Source organism: Demequina lignilytica, assembly GCF_030418305.1.
GTDB lineage: Bacteria > Actinomycetota > Actinomycetes > Actinomycetales > Demequinaceae > Demequina > Demequina lignilytica.
Window position 1 is genome coordinate 182,843 of the sequence record NZ_JAUHPX010000001.1, and the last position, 18,631, is coordinate 201,473.

Annotated in this window: 15 protein-coding genes; 2 read left to right on the forward strand and 13 right to left on the reverse strand. The window is 70.3% G+C overall.

Going from position 1 to position 18,631, the window contains the following annotated elements:
• Positions 1-50 precede the first annotated feature (50 nt).
• The 10 genes from QQX10_RS00860 to QQX10_RS00905 form a co-directional block, all read right to left on the reverse strand.
• Positions 51-1,286 (reverse strand): type II secretion system F family protein, encoded by a 1,236-nt coding sequence (locus QQX10_RS00860; protein WP_301144296.1) that lies wholly within the window; start codon positions 1,284-1,286, stop codon positions 51-53.
• A gap of 17 nt (positions 1,287-1,303) precedes the next feature.
• On the reverse strand, positions 1,304-3,007 hold the full coding sequence (locus tag QQX10_RS00865) for a type IV pilus twitching motility protein PilT (RefSeq protein ID WP_301144297.1): 1,704 nt from the start codon (positions 3,005-3,007) through the stop codon (positions 1,304-1,306).
• 111 nt (positions 3,008-3,118) lie between these two features.
• A complete protein-coding gene (locus QQX10_RS00870; protein WP_301144298.1) occupies positions 3,119-4,783 on the reverse strand; it encodes a GspE/PulE family protein in 1,665 nt (554 codons plus the stop codon).
• Positions 4,784-4,852: 69 nt separating this feature from the next.
• Positions 4,853-5,698 carry a shikimate dehydrogenase gene (locus tag QQX10_RS00875; protein ID WP_301144299.1) on the reverse strand — a complete coding sequence of 282 codons (846 nt, stop codon included), beginning with the start codon at positions 5,696-5,698 and terminating at the stop codon, positions 4,853-4,855.
• Position 5,699: 1 nt separating this feature from the next.
• The gene (mltG, locus tag QQX10_RS00880; protein ID WP_301144300.1) at positions 5,700-6,848 is read right to left on the reverse strand and encodes an endolytic transglycosylase MltG; all 1,149 of its coding nucleotides are present in this window, start codon (positions 6,846-6,848) and stop codon (positions 5,700-5,702) included.
• Positions 6,841-7,308 carry a Holliday junction resolvase RuvX gene (ruvX, locus tag QQX10_RS00885; protein ID WP_301144301.1) on the reverse strand — a complete coding sequence of 156 codons (468 nt, stop codon included), beginning with the start codon at positions 7,306-7,308 and terminating at the stop codon, positions 6,841-6,843. Before ruvX ends, mltG begins: the two co-directional genes overlap by 8 nt.
• The gene (alaS, locus tag QQX10_RS00890; RefSeq protein WP_301144302.1) at positions 7,301-9,973 is read right to left on the reverse strand and encodes an alanine--tRNA ligase; all 2,673 of its coding nucleotides are present in this window, start codon (positions 9,971-9,973) and stop codon (positions 7,301-7,303) included. The genes ruvX and alaS overlap by 8 nt, the downstream gene beginning before the upstream one ends.
• A 146-nt stretch (positions 9,974-10,119) precedes the next feature.
• On the reverse strand, positions 10,120-10,746 hold the full coding sequence (rpsD, locus tag QQX10_RS00895; protein ID WP_062464577.1) for a 30S ribosomal protein S4: 627 nt from the start codon (positions 10,744-10,746) through the stop codon (positions 10,120-10,122).
• 146 nt (positions 10,747-10,892) lie between these two features.
• Positions 10,893-12,218 carry a replication-associated recombination protein A gene (locus tag QQX10_RS00900; RefSeq protein WP_301144304.1) on the reverse strand — a complete coding sequence of 442 codons (1,326 nt, stop codon included), beginning with the start codon at positions 12,216-12,218 and terminating at the stop codon, positions 10,893-10,895.
• Between the two features lie 42 nt (positions 12,219-12,260).
• Positions 12,261-13,811, reverse strand: a complete 1,551-nt coding sequence (locus QQX10_RS00905; RefSeq protein ID WP_301144305.1) for an S-layer homology domain-containing protein — start codon at positions 13,809-13,811, stop codon at positions 12,261-12,263.
• Between the two features lie 187 nt (positions 13,812-13,998).
• On the opposite strand from QQX10_RS00905, the gene QQX10_RS00910 reads away from it, so the two are divergent.
• A complete protein-coding gene (locus tag QQX10_RS00910; RefSeq protein ID WP_301144306.1) occupies positions 13,999-16,248 on the forward strand; it encodes an MMPL family transporter in 2,250 nt (749 codons plus the stop codon).
• Here QQX10_RS00910 and QQX10_RS00915 read toward each other — a convergent pair.
• Positions 16,232-17,131: a LysR family transcriptional regulator gene (locus tag QQX10_RS00915; RefSeq protein ID WP_301144307.1), complete on the reverse strand. Its 900-nt coding sequence runs from the start codon at positions 17,129-17,131 to the stop codon at positions 16,232-16,234. The genes QQX10_RS00910 and QQX10_RS00915 overlap by 17 nt on opposite strands.
• 71 nt (positions 17,132-17,202) lie before the next feature.
• On the opposite strand from QQX10_RS00915, the gene QQX10_RS00920 reads away from it, so the two are divergent.
• Positions 17,203-18,129, forward strand: a complete 927-nt coding sequence (locus QQX10_RS00920) for an EamA family transporter (protein WP_301144308.1) — start codon at positions 17,203-17,205, stop codon at positions 18,127-18,129.
• Here the strand turns inward: QQX10_RS00920 and QQX10_RS00925 are convergent.
• Both QQX10_RS00925 and QQX10_RS00930 read right to left on the reverse strand, forming a co-directional pair.
• Complete coding sequence (locus QQX10_RS00925) at positions 18,092-18,349, reverse strand: type II toxin-antitoxin system RelE family toxin (RefSeq protein ID WP_301144310.1); 258 nt, start codon at positions 18,347-18,349, stop codon at positions 18,092-18,094. The two genes, QQX10_RS00920 and QQX10_RS00925, sit on opposite strands and share 38 nt — an antisense overlap.
• A complete protein-coding gene (locus tag QQX10_RS00930; RefSeq protein WP_301144311.1) occupies positions 18,346-18,597 on the reverse strand; it encodes a type II toxin-antitoxin system Phd/YefM family antitoxin in 252 nt (83 codons plus the stop codon). The genes QQX10_RS00925 and QQX10_RS00930 overlap by 4 nt, the downstream gene beginning before the upstream one ends.
• Positions 18,598-18,631: the final 34 nt, after the last annotated feature.

Consider the following 18,631-nt stretch of genomic DNA (forward strand, 5'->3'; position numbering starts at 1 on the left):
CCCCCAGGTCCAGCTCTTCTACCGCCCGGCGGACCGGACGGAAGCCTGTGTCATTGAATGAGGTCGAAGACCTTGAAGATGGGCATGTAGAGCGCGATGACCATGCCGCCGATCATCGATCCGAGGAAGAGGATCATGATCGGCTCGATCAGCGAGGTCAGCTGCTCGGTGGTGGCCTCGACCTCCTGGTCGTAGAAGTCGGCGACCTTGTCGAGCATCGTGTCGAGCGCGCCCGTGTCCTCGCCGACCGCGATCATCTGCACCACCATCGGAGGGAACACCTTGTGCGCCGCCAGCGGGCCGGCGAGGCTGTCGCCACGCCGCACGGAGTTCTGGACATCCTTGGTGGCCCGCTCGATGACCACGTTCCCGGAGGCCTGGCCGACGATGTCGAGCGCCTGGAGGATCGGCACACCAGACCGGACCATCGCACCGAGGTTGCGGGTGAAGCGTGCGACCGCGATCTTCTGGATGAGCTTGCCGAACACGGGAAGCTTCAGATAGACGGGTTCGACCTTCTCCCGCACCTCGTAGCGGTTCTTGTTCTTGCCCCACCAGATCGAGAACAGCACGAGCGCGATGACGAACGGGATCGCTCCGATCTTCATGATGTCCGACAGGGTCACGAGGATCTGCGTGGCGAACGGCAGCTCGCCTCCTAGGTTCTCGAACATCTCAGCGAACACCGGCACGATGAAGAGCAGCATGGCCGCGACCGCGAGGATCGCGATGCAGAAGACCACCACCGGATAAGTCATCGCCGACTTGATCTTGTTGCGGAGGGCGACCTCCTTCTCGAAGTTCTCCGCGATGCTCACGAGGACGCTGTCCAGGAATCCGCCGACCTCGCCCGCCTTGACCATGTTGATCATGAGCGGGGGGAACGTGTTCGGGTGCCTGCCGAGCGCCATCGAGAAGGACTTTCCCGTCTCGACGTCGGTGCGCACCTCCGCGAGAACCTTCTGGAGCGACTTGTTCTCCGTCTGGTCGGTAAGGATCTGCATCGCACGCAGGAGCGAGAGCCCCGCATTGATCATGGTGGCGAGCTGCCGGGACATGATGGCGATGTCCTTGAGGCCGATCCTCTGCTCCAAGCCGGGGATCGTGATGTCGGCGTTGAGTCCCTTGCCGCCGGCCTCGTCGACGGACAGCACGGTGTAGCCCCGCTCGCGAAGGCGGGAGGCGACGGCCGCCGAGGACGGCGCCTCCATCGTGTCCTTGCGCGTCTTGCCCGCGGCGTCGCGAGCCTCGTACTCGTACTTCTTGACCGCAGTAGCCGTTGCCATCCCTCAGCCCTCCCCCGCTACCGTCCGTGCCGACCGCAGAGCCTGTTGAACTCCTCCTGCGAGTGCGCCATCTCCGATGCCGCCTCATAGTCGACGCGGCCGGATTTGACCAGCTCCGCCAGGTGGTAGTCCATCGTCTGCATGCCCATCGACGCGCCGCCCTGCAGAGACGTGTAGATCTGGTGGGTCTTGCCCTCGCGGATGAGGTTCCGGATGCCCGGCGTCGCGACCATGATCTCGACCGCGACGGCACGGCCGGGGCCGTCCGCGCGCTTGAGCAGGGTCTGACACATGACGCCCTGGATCGCGGCGGCCAGCTGCGTGCGCACCTGGCCCTGCTGCTCCGGCGGGAACACGTCGATGATGCGGTCCATGGTGGCCGGCGCCGACTGCGTGTGCAGCGTCGCGAACACCAGGTGGCCGGTCTCCGCGGCCGTCAGCGCCACCGAGATGGTCTCCAGGTCGCGCATCTCACCGATGAGGATGATGTCGGGGTCCTGGCGGAGCACGTGCTTGAGCGCCTTGTTGAAGGAGCGCGTGTCCGCGCCCACCTCGCGCTGGTTCACGATCGACCGCTTGTGGCGGTGGAGGAACTCGATCGGGTCCTCGACCGTCATGATGTGCGCGCTGCGCGAGCGGTTCGCGAGGTCCACCAGCGACGCGAGCGTCGTCGACTTTCCGGAACCGGTCGGGCCGGTGACGAGCACCAGCCCGCGCGGCAGCTGCGAGAACGAGCCGACGACCTCGGGGATGCCGAGCGCCTCGAGCGGCTTGATCTCGTAGGGAATCACACGGAAGGCCGCGCCGAGCGCGTCGCGCTGCTTGTACAGGTTCACACGGAAGCGGGCCTCGCCCACGACGGAGTACGAGAAGTCGAGCTCGAGCTCCTCCTCGAAGCGCTCGCGCTGCGCCTGCGTGAGGATGCCGTACAGCGACCGCTGCAGGCTCTCCGGCGTCAGGCGCTCGAAGCCCTCGAGCGGGGTCAGGGAGCCGTCGAGGCGGACCATCGGAGGCACACCGGCCGTGACGTGGAGGTCCGACGCGCCGACGGCCATCATGCCGCGCAGCGCGGCGTTGACGTCGAGGTCGCTCTCCTGGCGCTCGTTGCTCATCCCGACGCGGGCGCCGATCTGGGTCGAGCGCGGCTTCACCTGGATGGGCGCGGGACGCGCCTCCTTCTTCTCCTCGACCGGCTCGGGGGCCGGCGCGAAGGCACGCTGGGACACACCGGGAAGCTCGGCTGCGGCCGCCGCGGCGAACGCCTGCGCCGGGTCCACGGCGGGCGCGGGACGCGCCTCGACCTCGGCGGCGGCCTGGTTCGACGCCTCGAAGGCGGCGAAGGACGATGCGGCAGGAGCCTCCTGCGCCGACGCCGGGATGCCCTGCGCGCGGACGGAGGGCTGGTGCGTGGGCGCCGGCATCTGCGGCGCGGCGGCGAGCGGGCGCTGCTCCTCGAGGAACGAGGAGCGGGCGGGGGCCTGACCGCTCTGGTGAAGCGCGGGGCCACCGGCGGCCGGGGTCTGCGGCGCGGCCTGGGCCGGAGCGACGGGAGGCTGATACGCGGGCGGCGCGGCGGCCGCAGGAGCCGCGGCAGCGGCCTCGGGCGAGGTTGCAGGAGCACCCTGCTCAGCGGCATCGGCCGGCTGCTCAGGCGCCGCGGGCTGCGCCGGCGGCGGCGTCGGCCGCCACGGCTGCTCCCCAGGCGTGAACTGCATGCTCATGCGTCCTCCCTCAGCGCGACGCACTTTCCTTGCGTCTGCGGTAACACTATCGACAGGATTGTCCAGTTCTTAATAACTGTGATGAATTCCACTGAATGCGATCAATTTCGCTTACTTGACCACTCGCAGCAGCTCTTCCAGGGACGTCACACCGTCCACGACCTTCGCCCATCCGTCCTGGATGAGCGACTCCATCCCTCGCTCCGCGGCGTTGCGGGCGATATCCGCGGAGCTGGCACGCGCCACCGCGAGACGTTCGATATCTTCGTCGATCGCCATGACCTCATGCAGCGCGACACGCCCGCGATAGCCCGTGTTCGAGCATCGCGAGCAGCCCTGCGGGCGCATCAGCGTCGGCACCTTCTCCCCCGGCGTCCACCCCACCGACGCCGGGATTTCGTTCTCGTGGATCTCGTACTCGGTGGCGCAGTGCTCGCACAGACGGCGCGCGAGTCGCTGGGCGACCACGCAGTCGATCGCGGAGCCCACCAGGAACGGCTCGATGCCCATCTCGATGAGTCGCGTCAGCGCCGAGGGCGCGTCGTTGGTGTGCAGCGTCGACAGCACCAGGTGACCGGTGAGCGCCGCCTCGATCGCGATCTGTGCCGTCTCGTGGTCGCGGATCTCACCGACCAGCACCACGTCCGGGTCGGAGCGCAAGATCGACCGCAGCGCCGACGCGAACGTCAGTCCCGCCTTGGGGTTGACCTGCACCTGGTTGATGCCCGGGATGCGGTACTCGACCGGGTCCTCGACCGTGATGACGTTGACCTCGGGCCTCGAGATCTGGTTCAGCGTCGCGTACAGCGTGGTCGACTTTCCGGAACCCGTCGGGCCGGTCACCAGGATCATGCCGTAGGGCTTGTTGAAGCTCTGCGCGTAGATCTCCTGGTTGCCCTCGCGGATGCCCAGGTCCTCGAGGTCCAACCGCGCGGTGGAGTTGTCGAGGATACGCATGACCACCTTCTCGCCCCACACCGTGGGGAGGGTGGCGACACGGAGATCGATCTTGCGGCCCTGATGGTTGACGGACAGGCGGCCGTCCTGCGGCTTGCGGCGCTCCGCGATGTCGATGTCCGACATGATCTTGAGGCGGGAGATGACGCCGCCGGAGATCGCCTTGGGCGCCCGCTGCATCTCGTGCAGCACGCCGTCGATGCGGTAGCGCACGCGCAGGTCGGTCTCGGTGGGCTCGATATGGATGTCCGACGCCCGGTCCTGCACGGCCTGCGTGATGAGCAGGTTGACGAAGCGCACGATGGGCGCGTCGTCCTCCATCGCGGTCCCCGACAGGTCCTCCTCGTCGAGGTTGACCTCGCCCTCGATGGACTCCTGCAGGTCCTCGAGCTCGGTGTCCGCGCGGCAGTAGCGGTCGATCGCCGTGATGACGTCGTCGTGCGCCGCGACCACCGGCACCACCTGCATGCGTGTGATGGTGCGGACGTCGTCGACCGCGACCACGTTGCCGGGGTTCGACATCGCGACGCGGATGACGGTCCCGTCGACGGCCAGCGGCAGGATGGTGTGGCGGCGGCACACGGCCGCGGGCACCAGCGACACCGCCGCGCGGTCCACGGGGTAGTCGGCGAGCTCGACGAACTCCATGCCCACCTGGGACGCGAGGGCGCGCACGAGCTGCCCCTCGGAGATGTACCCCATCTCCACCAGGGTGCGACCCAGGGACTGCCCACGGGTCTGCTGCTCGTCGATCGCCTCGCCGAGCTGCTCCTCGCTGAGCGCGCCATCCTCGAGCAGGATGGTTCCAAGCTGCTTCACAATCGTCCCCTCAGACTCCCGATGTCGTTCGCAAACTAACATCGGCACCCTCAGGGTCGGGCATGAATGTCAGATATGCAACACCCGCGTCATCGCGTCGTCCATCGCGGCCAGCGGCGCCTCCCGGCCGGTCATGAGCCGGATCTGCTCCCCGGCCTGGTGCAGCAGCATCCTCTCGCCGCCGATCCTGACCCCGCCCAGCGCCGCCCAGCGAGCCCCCAGCGGCGTCACCAACGGCTCGTACACGGCATCGAGCAGCGCGGCGCCCTCCTTCACGGACACCAGGGACGTCGCAACGTCCGCGCCCGCCGCGGCCGGCACCGTCGAGACCGCGACGTCGACGTGCGCGGCGAGCACCGGCACCTCCTCGAACGTCACGAAACGCGGCGCCACGCCCATGCGCGTGGCCGCGCGCAGCAGCCCGCCGGCACGCCCCCGCGACCGCACGGCCACGTAGGGCGCGGTCACGCCGAGGGAGCCCAGCGCAGCCATGGCCGACGTCGCCGTGGCGCCGCCACCGAGGATCAGACCGGACGATGCGGCGGTCACCCCGGCCTCGCGGAACGCGGCCTGGATCCCCCAGACGTCCGTGTTGGCACCCACCAGGTGCCGTGCGCCGCCCACGTTCTGGAGGAGCACCGTGTTGCAGCCGCCGACCAGCTTCGCCATGGGCTCTACGAAGTCCATCAACGGGACGGCCTCGACCTTGAGCGGCATCGTCAGCGACAACCCCGCCCACGAGCCGTCCAGTCCCTCGATGAACGCGCCGAGCCCGCCGGAGTCGACGTCGTAGGCGTCGTACTCCCAGTCGATCCCGAGCGCGGCGTAGGCGGCGCGATGAAGGGTCGGCGACAACGAGTGGCCGATGGGGTGGCCCAGCACCCCGGCGTGCCTGGGCGCCGCCGATCCGGTCACGTCAGCCGTCGGAGCTCTCGGTGGTGGTCTGGTTCTCCCGGACCCACGCGCGCAGCTCCTCGACGTTCTTGAGGTGGTCGGCGTACTCGGTCGCGTACTTGGTCTCGCCGGTCTCGAGGTTCACGGTCACGAAGAACAGGTACTCGGTGTCCGCCGGCTGCACGGCCGCCTTGATCGAGGCCTCGCCCGGACCCGCGATCGGCCCCGGCGGGAGCCCCGTGTTCGCGTAGGTGTTGTACTCGGAGTCGATCGCACGCTCCTCGTCGGACGTGAACACGCCCTCCGACGGCGACAGGTACTTGACGGTCGAGTCGAGCTCGAGCTTCATGTCGATCGCGAGGCGGTTGTAGATGACGCTGGCGATCAGCGGGCGGTCGTCGGCGAGCTTCGCCTCGCGCTCGATCAGCGAGGCCACCGTGAGGATGTCCTCGCGCTCCGCCGCGTCGACGCCGTACTTGTCCAGGACCTTGATGGTCTGGAGCACCATCTTCTGCAGCACCTCGGTGGGCGTCACGCCCGGGTCGAACTCGTACTTCGCGGGGAACAGCCATCCCTCGAGGTTGCCGTCCGCCTCGGCGGGCAGGCCCAGCGCCGAGGTGTCGGCCATCGCCGCCTCGACCTCCTCCTGCGTGGCGCCCGTGAGGTTGACGATCGCCTGCGCGTAGTAGTCGAGCGTCTTGCCCTCGGGCACGGTGATGGTGCGCACGTCACGGTTGGACGGGTCGAGCAGCGCCTGGAGCGCGTACTCCGCCTTCATCTCCTTGTGCATGAAGTAGTAGCCGGGCTTGATCGAGGACGAGTCGGGGTTGTTGTTCCACTCGACGATGAAGGCCTGGGTGGACGCGATGACGCCGGCGTCGTACAGCACGGTCGCCATGTCGGAGCCGGTCGCGCCCTGCTCGATGACCACCTGCACGGTGCCCTGACCGGGGCCCTCGAAGTCGGCCGCGGCGGCGCTCTCGGTGCCCTCGAAGGACCCCATGAAGTTGTACGCCACGGACGCGCCGATGCCGAACAGCACCAGCGCGACGGCCGTCACGATCAGCGTCATGCGGCGGCGCGCGGCCCGGCGCTTCTGGCGCTGCAGGCGCCGCAGGTCCAGCGACGTGGTGGTGGTCGCCTCTACCTCGGCGTCGAAAAGGTCAGTCATCATTCCCCTTGCGCGGCACCTCGATGGTCACCGCATCGAGATTACCGTTCTTGTCAACGTCCATTGCGTTCTCCAGGATCACGACGGCCGCGGCCTGGTCGATCACCGTGCGCTGCCGGCGCGCGTCGCGGCCGGCGCTCCGCATCGCCTGGGAGGCGGTCGCGGTCGAGAAGCGCTCGTCGATCAAACGGACCGAGCCGTCCACGAGTTCCACGAGCGCCTCCGCGAATCCCCGGGCGTCCGCCGCGCTCGCCCCCTCCTGGCCCGACAGCTTCCGCGGGAGCCCCACGAAGATCGCGGTCGCCGACCGCTCCTCGGCGATGGCCGCCACCCGCGCGACATCGCCCTTGCCCCGCTGGACGGTGTCGACCGGGAACGCCATCAGCCGGTCGGGGTCGGACGCCGCGACGCCGATCCGCACGGTCCCGACGTCGACGCTCAGCGCCACTCCCCTACGCACGTGCCCCCACGGCCGCCGCGACGGCCTCGAGCGCGGCCGGGATCTTCGAGGCGTCCTGGCCGCCGCCCTGCGCGAGGTCCGGCTTGCCGCCGCCACCGCCGCCCAGGATCGACGATGCGGTCTTCACCAGGTCGCCCGCCTTCAGCCCCACCTCGCGCGCCGCGGCGTTGGTCGCGACCACGATCTGGGGACGGCCGTCCACGTCGACCGCGATCGCGACGACGGTCGGCGAACCCTCGCCCAGGCGGGCGCGGACGTCGGTGACCAGGTTGCGCAGGTCGTCGCCGCCCGTGGCGTTCGTCGACTGATGCGTGACCACGCGGATGCCGGACACGTCGACGGCCTTCTCCACAAGGCCGGCCGCGACCTGCTGCATCGCCGCCTGGCGGTAGCCGGCGAGCTGCTTCTCCGCCTCCGAGAGGCGCTCGAGCAGCTTCTCGACGCGACCCCGGAGCTCGCCCGGCTGCACCTTGAGCGTCGTGGTGAGCTCGGACACCAGCGCGCGCTCGGCCGCGAGCTTCTGGAACGCCTCGATGCCCACGAACGCCTCGATGCGGCGCGAGCCGGAGCCCACCGAGGACTCGCCGCTGACGGCGACCATCCCCACCTGGCTCGAGTGCTCGACGTGGGTGCCTCCGCAGAGCTCGCGCGACCACGGGCCGCCGATCTGGATCACGCGGACCGTCTCGTCGTAGGTCTCGCCGAAGAGCGCGACCGCGCCCCACTCCTTCGCCTCGGGCAGCGTCATGTACTGCGCGGACACGCCCAGGTCGGCGCGGATGGCGCGGTTGGTGACCTCCTCGATCTCCGAGCGCGTCTCGGGCGACAGCGCCGAGGGCCACGAGAAGTCGAGGCGCAGGTAGCCGGGCTTGTTGTACGAGCCGGACTGCAGCGCGTCGGGGCCGAGCACCTCACGCAGCGAGGCGTGCAGGAGGTGCGTGCCGGAGTGGGCCTGGCGGGCGCCCAGGCGCCACTCGGGGTCGACCTCCGCCGAGACCTGGTCGCCCTGCGCGACCTCGCCCTCGACCACGTTGACCGTGTGCACGATCAGGCCCTTGACGGGCTTCTGGACGTCGATCACCTCGAGGGTGCCGTGCGCCGAGCGGATCACGCCCGAGTCGGCCTCCTGGCCGCCGGACTCCGCGTAGAACGGGGTCTGCGGCAGGATCACCTCGACCGTCTCGCCCTGCTGGGCGACGGGCACGCTGACGCCGTCCTTGATGATCGCGGTGATCTCGGTGGCGGTGTTCAGCTCCTCGTAGGCGCGGAACTCCGTGAGCCCCGAGGCCTCCTTGATGCCGTTGTACACGCCCACGTCCGCGTGGCCGCCCTTCTTGGCCTTCGCATCGGCGCGGGCGCGCTCCTTCTGCTCCTTCATGAGCTCGCGGAACTTCGCCTCGTCGACCTGGATGCCCTGCTCCGACGCCATCTCGAGGGTGATGTCGATCGGGAAGCCGTAAGTGTCGTGCAGCTCGAACGCGTCGGCTCCCGACAGCGCCTTGGCGCCGTCGGCCTTCGCCTTGGTGACCGCGGTGTCGAAGATGGTGGTGCCGTTGGTGAGGGTGCGCCGGAACGCGTCCTCCTCGGAGTACGCGACCGCCTCGATGCGGGAGCGGTTGGCCTCCAGCTCGGGGTAGGTCGCGCTCATCGCGGTGAGCGAGGCCGGCAGCAGCTCGGGCATGGTGCGCTCGTCGACGCCGAGCAGCTTCATCGCGCGCACGGAGCGGCGGATCAGGCGGCGCAGCACGTAGCCGCGGCCCTCGTTGCCGGGCGTCACGCCGTCGCCGATCAGCATGAGCGCGGAGCGCACGTGATCCGCGACCACGCGCATGCGGACGTCGTCGCCGCCATCCGCGCCGTAGGTCTTGCCCGACAGCTCCTGCGCCTTCGCGATTACCGGGAACACCTCGTCGGTCTCGTACATGTTCGCGACGCCCTGCTTGAGGTACGCGATGCGCTCGAGGCCGGCGCCGGTGTCGATCGCCTTCTGGTCGAGCTCACGGATCAGCGGGTAGTCCTTGCCCGACCCCTCCCCGCGCAGGTACTGGTCGAACACCAGGTTCCAGATCTCGAGGTAGCGGTCGCCGCCCGGGTCGACCGTGCCACCCACCGCCTCCGGCCCGAACTCGGGGCCGCGGTCGTAGTGCCACTCGGCGCAGGGACCGGCGGGGCCCGGCTGGCCGGTGTCCCAGAAGTTCTCCTCGCGCGTCAGGCGCACGATCCGCGACTTGTCCACTCCCACGCTCTGGAGGTGCGAGATCGCCTCGTGGTCCTCGTTCCAGACCGTGACCCAGAAGCGCTCCGGGTCGAAGCCCAGGTTGCCCTCGGACTCCGGGCCCGTGAGGAACTCCCAGGCGTAGTTGATCGCGCCTTCCTTGAAGTAGTCGCCGAAGGAGAAGTTGCCGAGCATCTGGAAGAACGAGCCGTGGCGGGTGGTCTTGCCGACCTCCTCGATGTCCTTGGTCCGGATGCACTTCTGCACGGAGGCGATGCGCGGGTGCGGCGAGACGTCGGTGCCGATGATGTACGGGATGAACGGCACCATGCCGGCGACCGTGAACAGCAGCGAGGGATCCGGCGACACGAGGGAGGCGCTGGGCTGGATGTGGTGGTCCTGCTTGGCGAAGTAGTCGACCCAGCGCGTGGCGATCTCTGAGGTCTGCATCGTGTCCTCGGTCCTCGTATCTCTCGGTGGAGCGGGCGGCGACGCCCGTGGTGAATCCTACGCAAAGGACCGCGGCATCCCAGCCTCGTGAGGCGGGACGCCGCGGCCCTCGGCGGTGCGAGGCGGTTCAGTGCCTCGCGGTGCGATCAGCGCGCGTAGTACTCGACGACCAGCTGCACGTCGCAGGTCACGGGGACCTCGGCGCGCTTCGGGCGGCGGACCAGCGTGGCGGTGAGCTTCTCAAGCGTGACGTTGAGGTACTCCGGCACCTGGGGCAGCACGTCGCGGTGAGCACCGGCGGCGGCGGCCATGTAGGGCTCCATGGTGACGGCCTTGGGCTTGACCTGGATGGTCTGGCCGGGCTTCACGCGGAACGAGGGGCGGTCGACGATCTTGCCGTCCACGAGGATGTGGCGGTGCAGGACCGACTGACGGGCCTGGAGGATGGTGCGGGCGAAGCCGGCACGCAGCACCAGGGCGTCGAGGCGCATCTCGAGAAGCTCGACGAAGGCCTCACCGGTCAGACCGGACTCCTTCTTCGCCTCGGCGTAGGTCGAGGTCATCTGCTTCTCGCGGAGGCCGTACTGCGCGCGAAGACGCTGCTTCTCGCGCAGACGCACGGCGTAGTCGCTCTCCTTGCGGCGGGCGGTACGGCCGTGCTCACCCGGCGGGTAGGGGCGCTTCTCGAAGTGCTTGACGGCCTTCGGGGTCAGCGCGATCCCGAGGCTGCGCGACAGGCGGACCTGGCGACGTGCCTTCTGAACAGAGGTCATGATTTCCTTCACTGCCCAGGCGCGCGCGGATGCGCACCTGGAAATGATTGTGTGTGCTGAGTTCGCGGCGACAGCAGCCAACCGTCCGCGAGGGCTAGAAAAGATTACCAGAGCACGGGCCCGGACGCCACGGACGACGCGCGGTCTCAGGACTCCCGGCCGAGCATCCCGCGGATCATGCGCAGCCGCTCGCTGAGCGTGCGCTCGTAGCCGTGCTCCGTGGGCTCGTAGTAGCGGGCGCCCTCGAGCGTCTCCGGCAGGTACTCCTGCGCCGCCACGCCGTGGGGGGCGTCATGCGAGTACTCGTAGCCCTTCCCGTGCCCGAGGTCCTTGGCCCCGGCGTAGTGCGCATCGCGCAGGTGCCCCGGGACCACGCCGGCGCGGCCCGCGCGCACGTCCGCGATCGCCTTGTCGATCGCGACGTACGCGCGGTTCGACTTGGGCGCGCTCGCGAGGTAGGCGGTCGCCTCCGCCAGGACGATGCGGCCCTCCGGCATGCCGATGAAGCTCACCGCGTCGGCGGCGGCCTGGGCGATCACCAGCCCCTGCGGGTCCGCGAGCCCGATGTCCTCGGACGCGAGGATCACGAGCCGGCGCGCGATGAAGCGCGGGTCCTCCCCCGCCACCACCATCCGGGCCAGGTAGTGCAGCGCCGCGTCGACGTCGGAGCCGCGCACCGACTTGATGAACGCGCTGATGACGTCGTAGTGCTGGTCGCCCGACTTGTCGTAGGCCACCAGCGCCGCGTCCATGGTCGCCTCGGTCAGCGCGGCCGTCACGGTGCCGCCGTCGGCCGCCTGCGCGACGGACTCGAGCAGCGTCAGCGCCTTCCGCGCGTCCGCGCCCGCGACGCGCACGATGTGATCGCGCGCCTCCTCCTCGAGGTCCACCGAGCCGCCGAGACCCCGCGCATCGTCCACCGCCCGCGCCAGCAGCGCGGCGATGTCCCCACCCCCGAGGGGCTGCAGCGTGAGCAGCAGCGACCGCGACAGCAGCGGGCCCACCACGGAGAAGGACGGGTTCTCCGTGGTCGCGCCGATCAGCGTCACCCAGCGGTTCTCGACCGCGGGCAGCAGGGCGTCCTGCTGGCTCTTGGTGAAGCGGTGGATCTCGTCGACGAACAGCACGGTCTCGCGCTCGCCGGTCGCGATCCGGCGCTTCGAGTCGTCCACCACGGCCCGCACGTCCTTGACGCCTGCCGTGACGGCGGACAGCTCGACGAACCGCCGGTTGCCCGCGACCAGGTACGCGAGCGTGGTCTTGCCCGTTCCCGGCGGACCCCACAGGATCACCGAGGTCGCCGGCGCATCGTCGCCGATCAGACGCCGCAGCGGCGACCCGTCCGCGAGCAGGTGCGACTGGCCCACGACCTCGTCGAGGCTTCGCGGCCGCATCCGCACCGCGAGCGGGGCGTTGCCCAAGGTCTCGGGCACGCCCGACGCGCCGGTGCGCGCCGAGTCGAACAGATCCATGCGGACCAGCGTAGGCGGTGCCGGTGACAGCGCGTGCGCGGCTCAGTAGCCGTGGACGCGCGCGTACTCGTCGGGGTCGAAGACGCCGTACATGTCGACGATCTGCCGGGTGCGCACGTACACGCCGCGCGTCCGGTCACCCGTGCCGTCGAGCGTGTTGCCCTCCACCAGGACCACGGTGGTGCTGTTCACCACGTGGTCGACCATGCCCGTGTGGGTCGGGCCGTTGTACGGCGCCCAGTCGACCAGCACGATGTCGCCCGGCTGCAGGTCGGAAGCCTTCACATCCGTGTCGACCACGCCCGACGCCATCGCCTCCTTCGCCCAGTCGGAGAACAGGAGCTCGAAGGGCACGCCCTGCGGGAAACCGATCTGGTCCATGACCCACATCTGGTACACCATGCACCACGGGTTGTCGCCACCGGCCCAGTCGTTGAACTTGTTGTTGTTCCAGTCCGGCGACCGGTACCCGACCTGCGACCACGCCTTGGCGAGGGCCTTCGACGCGTTGTACTTCGGCGCCAGGTTCAGCTTGGAGGCCTTCACCCAGCCGACCGTGTCGCGGAAGCGCACCTGCCACCACTCGCCGTTGCGGCGGATGTTGAGGAACTGCCCGCGCTCGCCCTGGGAGATGCGCAGGAGCACGGAGCCGGACGTGGACGGCGAGTCGCGCACCACGATCTCGGAGGACTTGAGGCCGATGCGCTGCGTGGTCGAGCTCGGCTTGGTGCGCGTGAGGTTCGTGGTCTGGATCCACCCGACGGTGCCGCCGATCTCGACGCGCTGCCAGCCGTACTCGCGCGCCCCGTCGAACATGCCCGTGGCGTTCTTGTACGCCATCGCCTTGACGCCGGCGGAGCTCGACGGCTTGGACCTCACGTAGACCGTGCTCGCCGTCACGTACACGCGAGCCCGCGACTCGAACACCGGCTCATGGGCGAGCACCGGCTCCGCGCCGTGCTCGAGGCGGTAGAGGAACGCCGCCATCGCGTCGCGCGCGATGCTCAGCTTCGGCTTGAACACCCGGCCGCGCCAGTTCAGCCATCCCTCCGAGATGCCCTGGGTCGCGAGCCACTCGATCGCGACGGCGTGCTCCGAGGTGTCCGAGTCCGCGAACGCCGTCGCGGCGTCCGTCTCCTCGCCGTCCGCGAACCGGAACAGGAAGGCCGCCATCGCGTCGCGGCTCACCGACCGGAGGGGCCGGAAGGTCCCGTCGGACCAGCCCGTGGAGATGCCCTCGGCCGCGAGCCACTCGATCTCCTTGTAGAACTCGGACGTCTCCGGGGTCACGTCGCTGAAGGACGGCGTGCGGGGCGCGGAGAAGCTCGGCGAGCCGGCGTAGCGGTACAGGAAGGCCGCCATCGCGTCGCGGGTGATGGTCGCGCTCGGGCGGTACTCGTTCCCGGATCCCGTCGACCAGCCGTTCGAGATGCCGGCATCCGCCATCCAGCGGATCTCCGTCGCGAACGGGTGGTCGTCGCTGACGTCCACGAAGCCCGTGGCCGCGCTCGCGGAGGGCGTCGCGACCCCGACCAGCATGAGCCCGATCAGCGCACCCGCCAGGGTCCGCGCTCGGGTGAAGGGGGTCCGCACGTTCGCCTCCGTCCCTCCGGGCGTCGAGGGGGCGAGCCCGGGTCGCTGCGTGCGCCGCCGAACCCTGCCTGGTTCCGCGGCTCCCTGCGACCCTAACGGAGAGCACAGACGGACCCCAGCATCCGAACGGTGAGAAATGTCACGTTTCGCCCTGTCCGTGCCGCGCGCCGCGCCCTAGCCTGTGACCATGAGCCCCCTGGTCCGGCTGGCGCGGGTCATCGCGCGCGCCCCTCGCACCGTGGTCGTCCTCGCCGTGCTCGGAACGCTCGGGTTGTACGCCCTCGCCACGGTCGGCGTCACCGGCGAGGGCCTGTTCCAGCGGGTGACCACGGGTCCGCCGCTCGTCACCGGCTCGGACTCCTGGGAGGTCTACGAGGCGCGCATCCGCACGCAGGACCCGGAGACGGGGCCGCGCCTCGCGATCTACGTCACCGGCGTCGACGTGGACGATGCGGTGGTCGCCCAGGAGACGGCCGAGGCCGTCGACGAGATCGCCGCGCTCCCCCGCGTCGCGACCGTCGCGAGCCCGTTCGGGCTGGGGGTGGGGCCCGCCTACGTCCCCGATCCCGATGCCGCGCAGGTGGATCCGGTTGCGCAGATGGCGGCGTTGATCGACGCCGACCGCACCGGGTACCTGATCGACGTCACCTTCGAGAGCTTCGGCGACGACGACCCGCTGGAGACGCACTTGGAGATCGCCGACCTGGTCGCCGGGCACGTCGACGCGATGACCGCCGCCCACCCGGACGCGGTATCGCGTGCGTTCTCCAACCCCCTGGTGTTCGACGACTTCACGGCGCAGCTCGAGCAGGACCTCATCACCGGGGAGATCGTCGCGCTGCCCGCCGCGCTGATCGTCATGGTGTTCGTCTTCGGCGGCTTCCTCGCCGCCGCGACGCCGCTCACGGGCGCCGTCGCCTCGATCGCGGGCGGGCTCGCCGTCCTCTACGGCTTCTCCTACCTGCTCGACCTGGACCAGAGCGCCGTCAACGTGGTCACCGTCCTCGGCATCGGCCTGTCGATCGACTACGGGCTGCTGCTGGTCTCCCGCTTCCGGGAGGAGCTGCACCGCGCGGGCACCGACCCGCGGGAGGCGCGCGCCGAGGCCTTGGAGCGCACGCTCGCGACGGCCGGACGCACGGTGCTGTTCTCCGGGCTCATCGTGGCCGTGTCCGTGGGCGGCATGATCTTCTTCAGCCCCGAGATGATGCGCGGCTTCGGCGGCGCCGCGATCGGCGTGGTGACCACCGCGATGATCGCGGCCCTCACGATCGTCCCGGCGGTGCTGTACCTGCTGGCGCCCCGCATCGTCGGAGCGGGCCTCCTCGCGCGCGTCCCCGGCCTGCGCCGGATCATCCGCACCACGTCGAACGTCGACCGCGAGCACGGCGCCTTCTCGCGTCTCGCGGGGTGGGTCCAGCGCCGGCCGTGGCTCGTGGTGGCCGCCACCACGGCGCTCCTGCTCGTGCTCGCCTCGCCCGTGCTCCAGCTCAACCTGCGCAGCTCGGACATCGAGGCCCTGCCGGTCGGCAACGAGCGCCGGGACTACATCGACGCCTTCACCGTCGGCTTCCCCGACCTCGCGGAGCCCGCGGTGACGGTGCACTCGCTCGCGAGCCCTGCCGAGCTCGCGCCGTACCTCGACGCGGTCGCCGATGTCGAGGGGGTCACCGCCGTCCTCGAGCCCGAGGTCGCCGGGGGCGAGACGTTCGTCGGCGTCCGCCTCGCAGCCGCCGACTCGTCAGGCTCCGAGGCCACCGCGGTCGTCCGCGACATCCGGCAGGTCCCCACGGACGTCGAGGTCCACGTGGGCGGGGTCGCCGCGACGCAGCTCGACTTCACCGACGCGATCCGCGAGGGCGCGCTGATCGCCGGCACCGTCGTGGTCATCGCGACGTTCGTGCTGCTGTTCCTCATGACGGGGTCCCTGCTGGTCCCGCTCAAGACCCTCCTCATCAACTCGCTGTCGCTGCTCGCGACGCTCGGCGTGGTGACGTGGATCTTCGGCGAGGGCCACCTCGAGGCCACGCTGGGGTTCACCTCGACCGGCGGCGTCGAGACCTACGTCGCGGTGATCATCGTCGCCTTCGGCTTCGGCCTCGCCATGGATTACGAGGTGTTCCTGCTGTCACGCGTCAAGGAGTACGTCGACGCCGGCGAGTCGAACGATGCGGCGGTCAGGAAGGGTCTCCAGCGCTCGGGGCGCATCATCACCTCCGCCGCCACCGTGATCGTGCTCGTGTTCCTCGGCTTCGCCCTGGGCGACCTGCTGATGATCAAGGAGGTGGGCGTGGGCCTCGCGTTCGCCGTGCTGCTCGACGCGACCGTGGTGCGCATGCTGCTGGTGCCCGCGACCATGACGCTCCTGGGCGACTGGAACTGGTGGGCGCCCGCGCCGCTCCGCCGCCTCCACCGTCGACTCAACCTCCAGCATTGAGGCCCGCGCCGACATCGGCGAGCAGGTCCAGCACGGCCCGCACCGCCTGGCGCTCGACCCGGTCGGCGCGACCGATCGCGACGATGCTGCGCACCGCCCGCACCCCGCGCAGCGGCACCAGGCGGTAGTCGCCTCGCGGCGTCGAGAACCGGGGCAGCAGGGCGACCCCGACGCCGCGCGAGACGAGCGACTCGACCAGGCGGTTGTCGCGGATCTCGATCACGCGGTCGAGCGTCGCGCCCGTCGCGGCCTCGACCGACTCCAGGATGGTCGCGAACGGGAACCCCCGGGGCACGGCGATCCACCGCTCGCCGGCCACGTCCGCCGGCTCGAGCGCCGTTCGAGCGGCGAGCGGATGACCGGTCGCGACCGCCACGTCGATGGGCTCCCGCGCGATGACCCGGGAGACGAGCCCCTCGGCGCCGAGCGGCACGTCGGCGGCGAGGCTGTGGGCGATCACCAGGTCGTGATCGAGGGTGCGCCCGGCGTAGTCTGCCTCCGCCAGGTCGAAGTCCTCGAGCTCGATCGTGATCCGGCCCCCCGCGAGCCGCTCGAGCACCGCGGGGAGCAGCGCCGCGCCCGCCGACGGGAGCGTCCCGATCCGCACGGTCCCTGCCGGCTGGCCCCGGCCGGCATCCACCGCGGCCTGGACCCGGGCGATCGCCGCGAGGACGTCGTCCGCGCCGGAGGCGAGGATCTCCCCCGCCCAGGTCAGCCGCAGGCCGCGGGAGGCCGGCTCGACCAGGGCCACGCCGAGCTCGCGCTCCGCGGTGCGCAGCTGCTGCGACAGCGCCGACGGCGTCCGGTAGGTCGCCGCGGCGACAGCGCCGAGGGTGCCCCTCTCCTTGAGATCGCGCAGGAGCTCGAGATGACGCACTTCCATGAAGGCATCCTAAACTTGCACTGCAGCTCTGTGCGCTTGTCCTTCACGCACCGGCCGCCCATGCTGACACCATGCCCACCCGCCACGTGCTCCTCGCGATCGTCGTCGCCGTCCTCTGGGGACTCAACTTCCTGGCGATCCACGCGTCGCTCACGCAGTTCCCCCCGCTGTTCCTGATCGCGCTCCGCTTCGCGCTGATCGCCGTCCCCACCCTCATCCTGGTGCCGCGCCCCCGGGTGCGGTGGCGCTGGCTGATCGGCTACGGCGTGGGCTTCGGCACGCTGCAGTTCCTGTTCCTCTACCTGGGGATGGCCGCCGGGTTCCCGACGGGACTGTCGTCGCTGGTGCTGCAGGCGTCGGCGCCCTTCACCGTGCTGCTCGGCGCCCTCCTGCTGAAGGAGCGTCTCGGCGCCCGACGCCTCGTCGGGGTCGGGGTCGCTACGGCCGGGTTGGCCGTCGTGGGCCTGTCCTACGGCACGTCCGCCCCGCTGGGACCGTTCCTGCTCGTCGTCCTGGGCGCGCTGGGCTGGGCGCTCGGCAACCTCGCGAGCCGCCAGGCTCGTGCCGAGAATCCGCTGCACCTGGTGCTGTGGATGAGCATCGTCCCGCCCCTGCCCATGCTCGCGCTGGCGCTCGTGGTGGAGGGCCCCGCGCGGATCGGCGCATCGCTGACGACCTCGCTCAGCGCCGCGGCCGTCCCCGCGTGGATCGGGCTCGGCTACACGGTGCTCCTCGGCACGCTGCTCGGCTCCGGGATCTGGGTCTGGCTGATGGCACGTCATCCCGCGGGCGCCGTCGCGCCCTTCTCGATGCTCGTGCCGGTGGTCGGGATCTCGACCGCCTGGCTCGCGCTCGGTGAGGCGCCCGCGCCTCTCGAGCTCGTCGGCGGCGCCCTCGTGATCGGGGGCGTGCTGTGGAGCGCCCGCGGGCCGCGGCCGCCCGCAACGGGCGCGGCGGCGGCTAGCGATAGACCTCGCGTCGGTGCGCGACTCGGATGACGGTCACCGTGATCACGTCATCATCGATCTCGTAGATCACGCGATAGTCCCCGGCGCGGAGCCTCCACACGCCCTCGGCACCCACGAGACGACGCGCACCGGCAGGTCGCGGATCGCGACCGAGCCGCTCGATCGCGTCGAGGACGCGCTTGCGCGGGACACGGTCGAGGCCCGCCACCTCGCGCGCCGCCCGGCGCGTGAAGTCGATCCGATAGGTCACCCGGAGAGGCCCGCCCGCAGCTCGTCGAGCGAGATCCTGGTGCCGTCATCCTCGTCCATCGCCTCGCGATACGCGGCGAGGTCCTGTGCGTCCTCGAATGCCTCCAGCGCTTCGAGGTCCTCGACGCCGATCACCACGGCGGCGAGCTTGCCGTTGCGGCTGATCCCGATGCGCTCGTGGCCATGCGACGCCCTGCCGAGAACGTCGGCGAGGTGCAGGCGCAGGTCGCGGGTCGAGACGATGTCCATGGCACCGAGGGTACGCCTGTGTGCCATGTGTACA

What these genes read in the sequence shown, in the direction of transcription:
- QQX10_RS00860 (WP_301144296.1), bottom strand. Translation starts at nt 1,286, where the DNA reads ATGGCAACGGCTACTGCGGTCAAGAAGTACGAGTACGAGGCTCGCGAC.
- QQX10_RS00865 (WP_301144297.1), bottom strand. Translation starts at nt 3,007, where the DNA reads ATGAGCATGCAGTTCACGCCTGGGGAGCAGCCGTGGCGGCCGACGCCG.
- mltG (WP_301144300.1), bottom strand. Translation starts at nt 6,848, where the DNA reads ATGACTGACCTTTTCGACGCCGAGGTAGAGGCGACCACCACCACGTCG.
- alaS (WP_301144302.1), bottom strand. Translation starts at nt 9,973, where the DNA reads ATGCAGACCTCAGAGATCGCCACGCGCTGGGTCGACTACTTCGCCAAG.
- rpsD (WP_062464577.1), bottom strand. Translation starts at nt 10,746, where the DNA reads ATGACCTCTGTTCAGAAGGCACGTCGCCAGGTCCGCCTGTCGCGCAGC.
- QQX10_RS00900 (WP_301144304.1), bottom strand. Translation starts at nt 12,218, where the DNA reads ATGGATCTGTTCGACTCGGCGCGCACCGGCGCGTCGGGCGTGCCCGAG.
- QQX10_RS00910 (WP_301144306.1), top strand. Translation starts at nt 13,999, where the DNA reads ATGAGCCCCCTGGTCCGGCTGGCGCGGGTCATCGCGCGCGCCCCTCGC.
- QQX10_RS00915 (WP_301144307.1), bottom strand. Translation starts at nt 17,131, where the DNA reads ATGGAAGTGCGTCATCTCGAGCTCCTGCGCGATCTCAAGGAGAGGGGC.
- QQX10_RS00920 (WP_301144308.1), top strand. Translation starts at nt 17,203, where the DNA reads ATGCCCACCCGCCACGTGCTCCTCGCGATCGTCGTCGCCGTCCTCTGG.
- QQX10_RS00930 (WP_301144311.1), bottom strand. Translation starts at nt 18,597, where the DNA reads ATGGACATCGTCTCGACCCGCGACCTGCGCCTGCACCTCGCCGACGTT.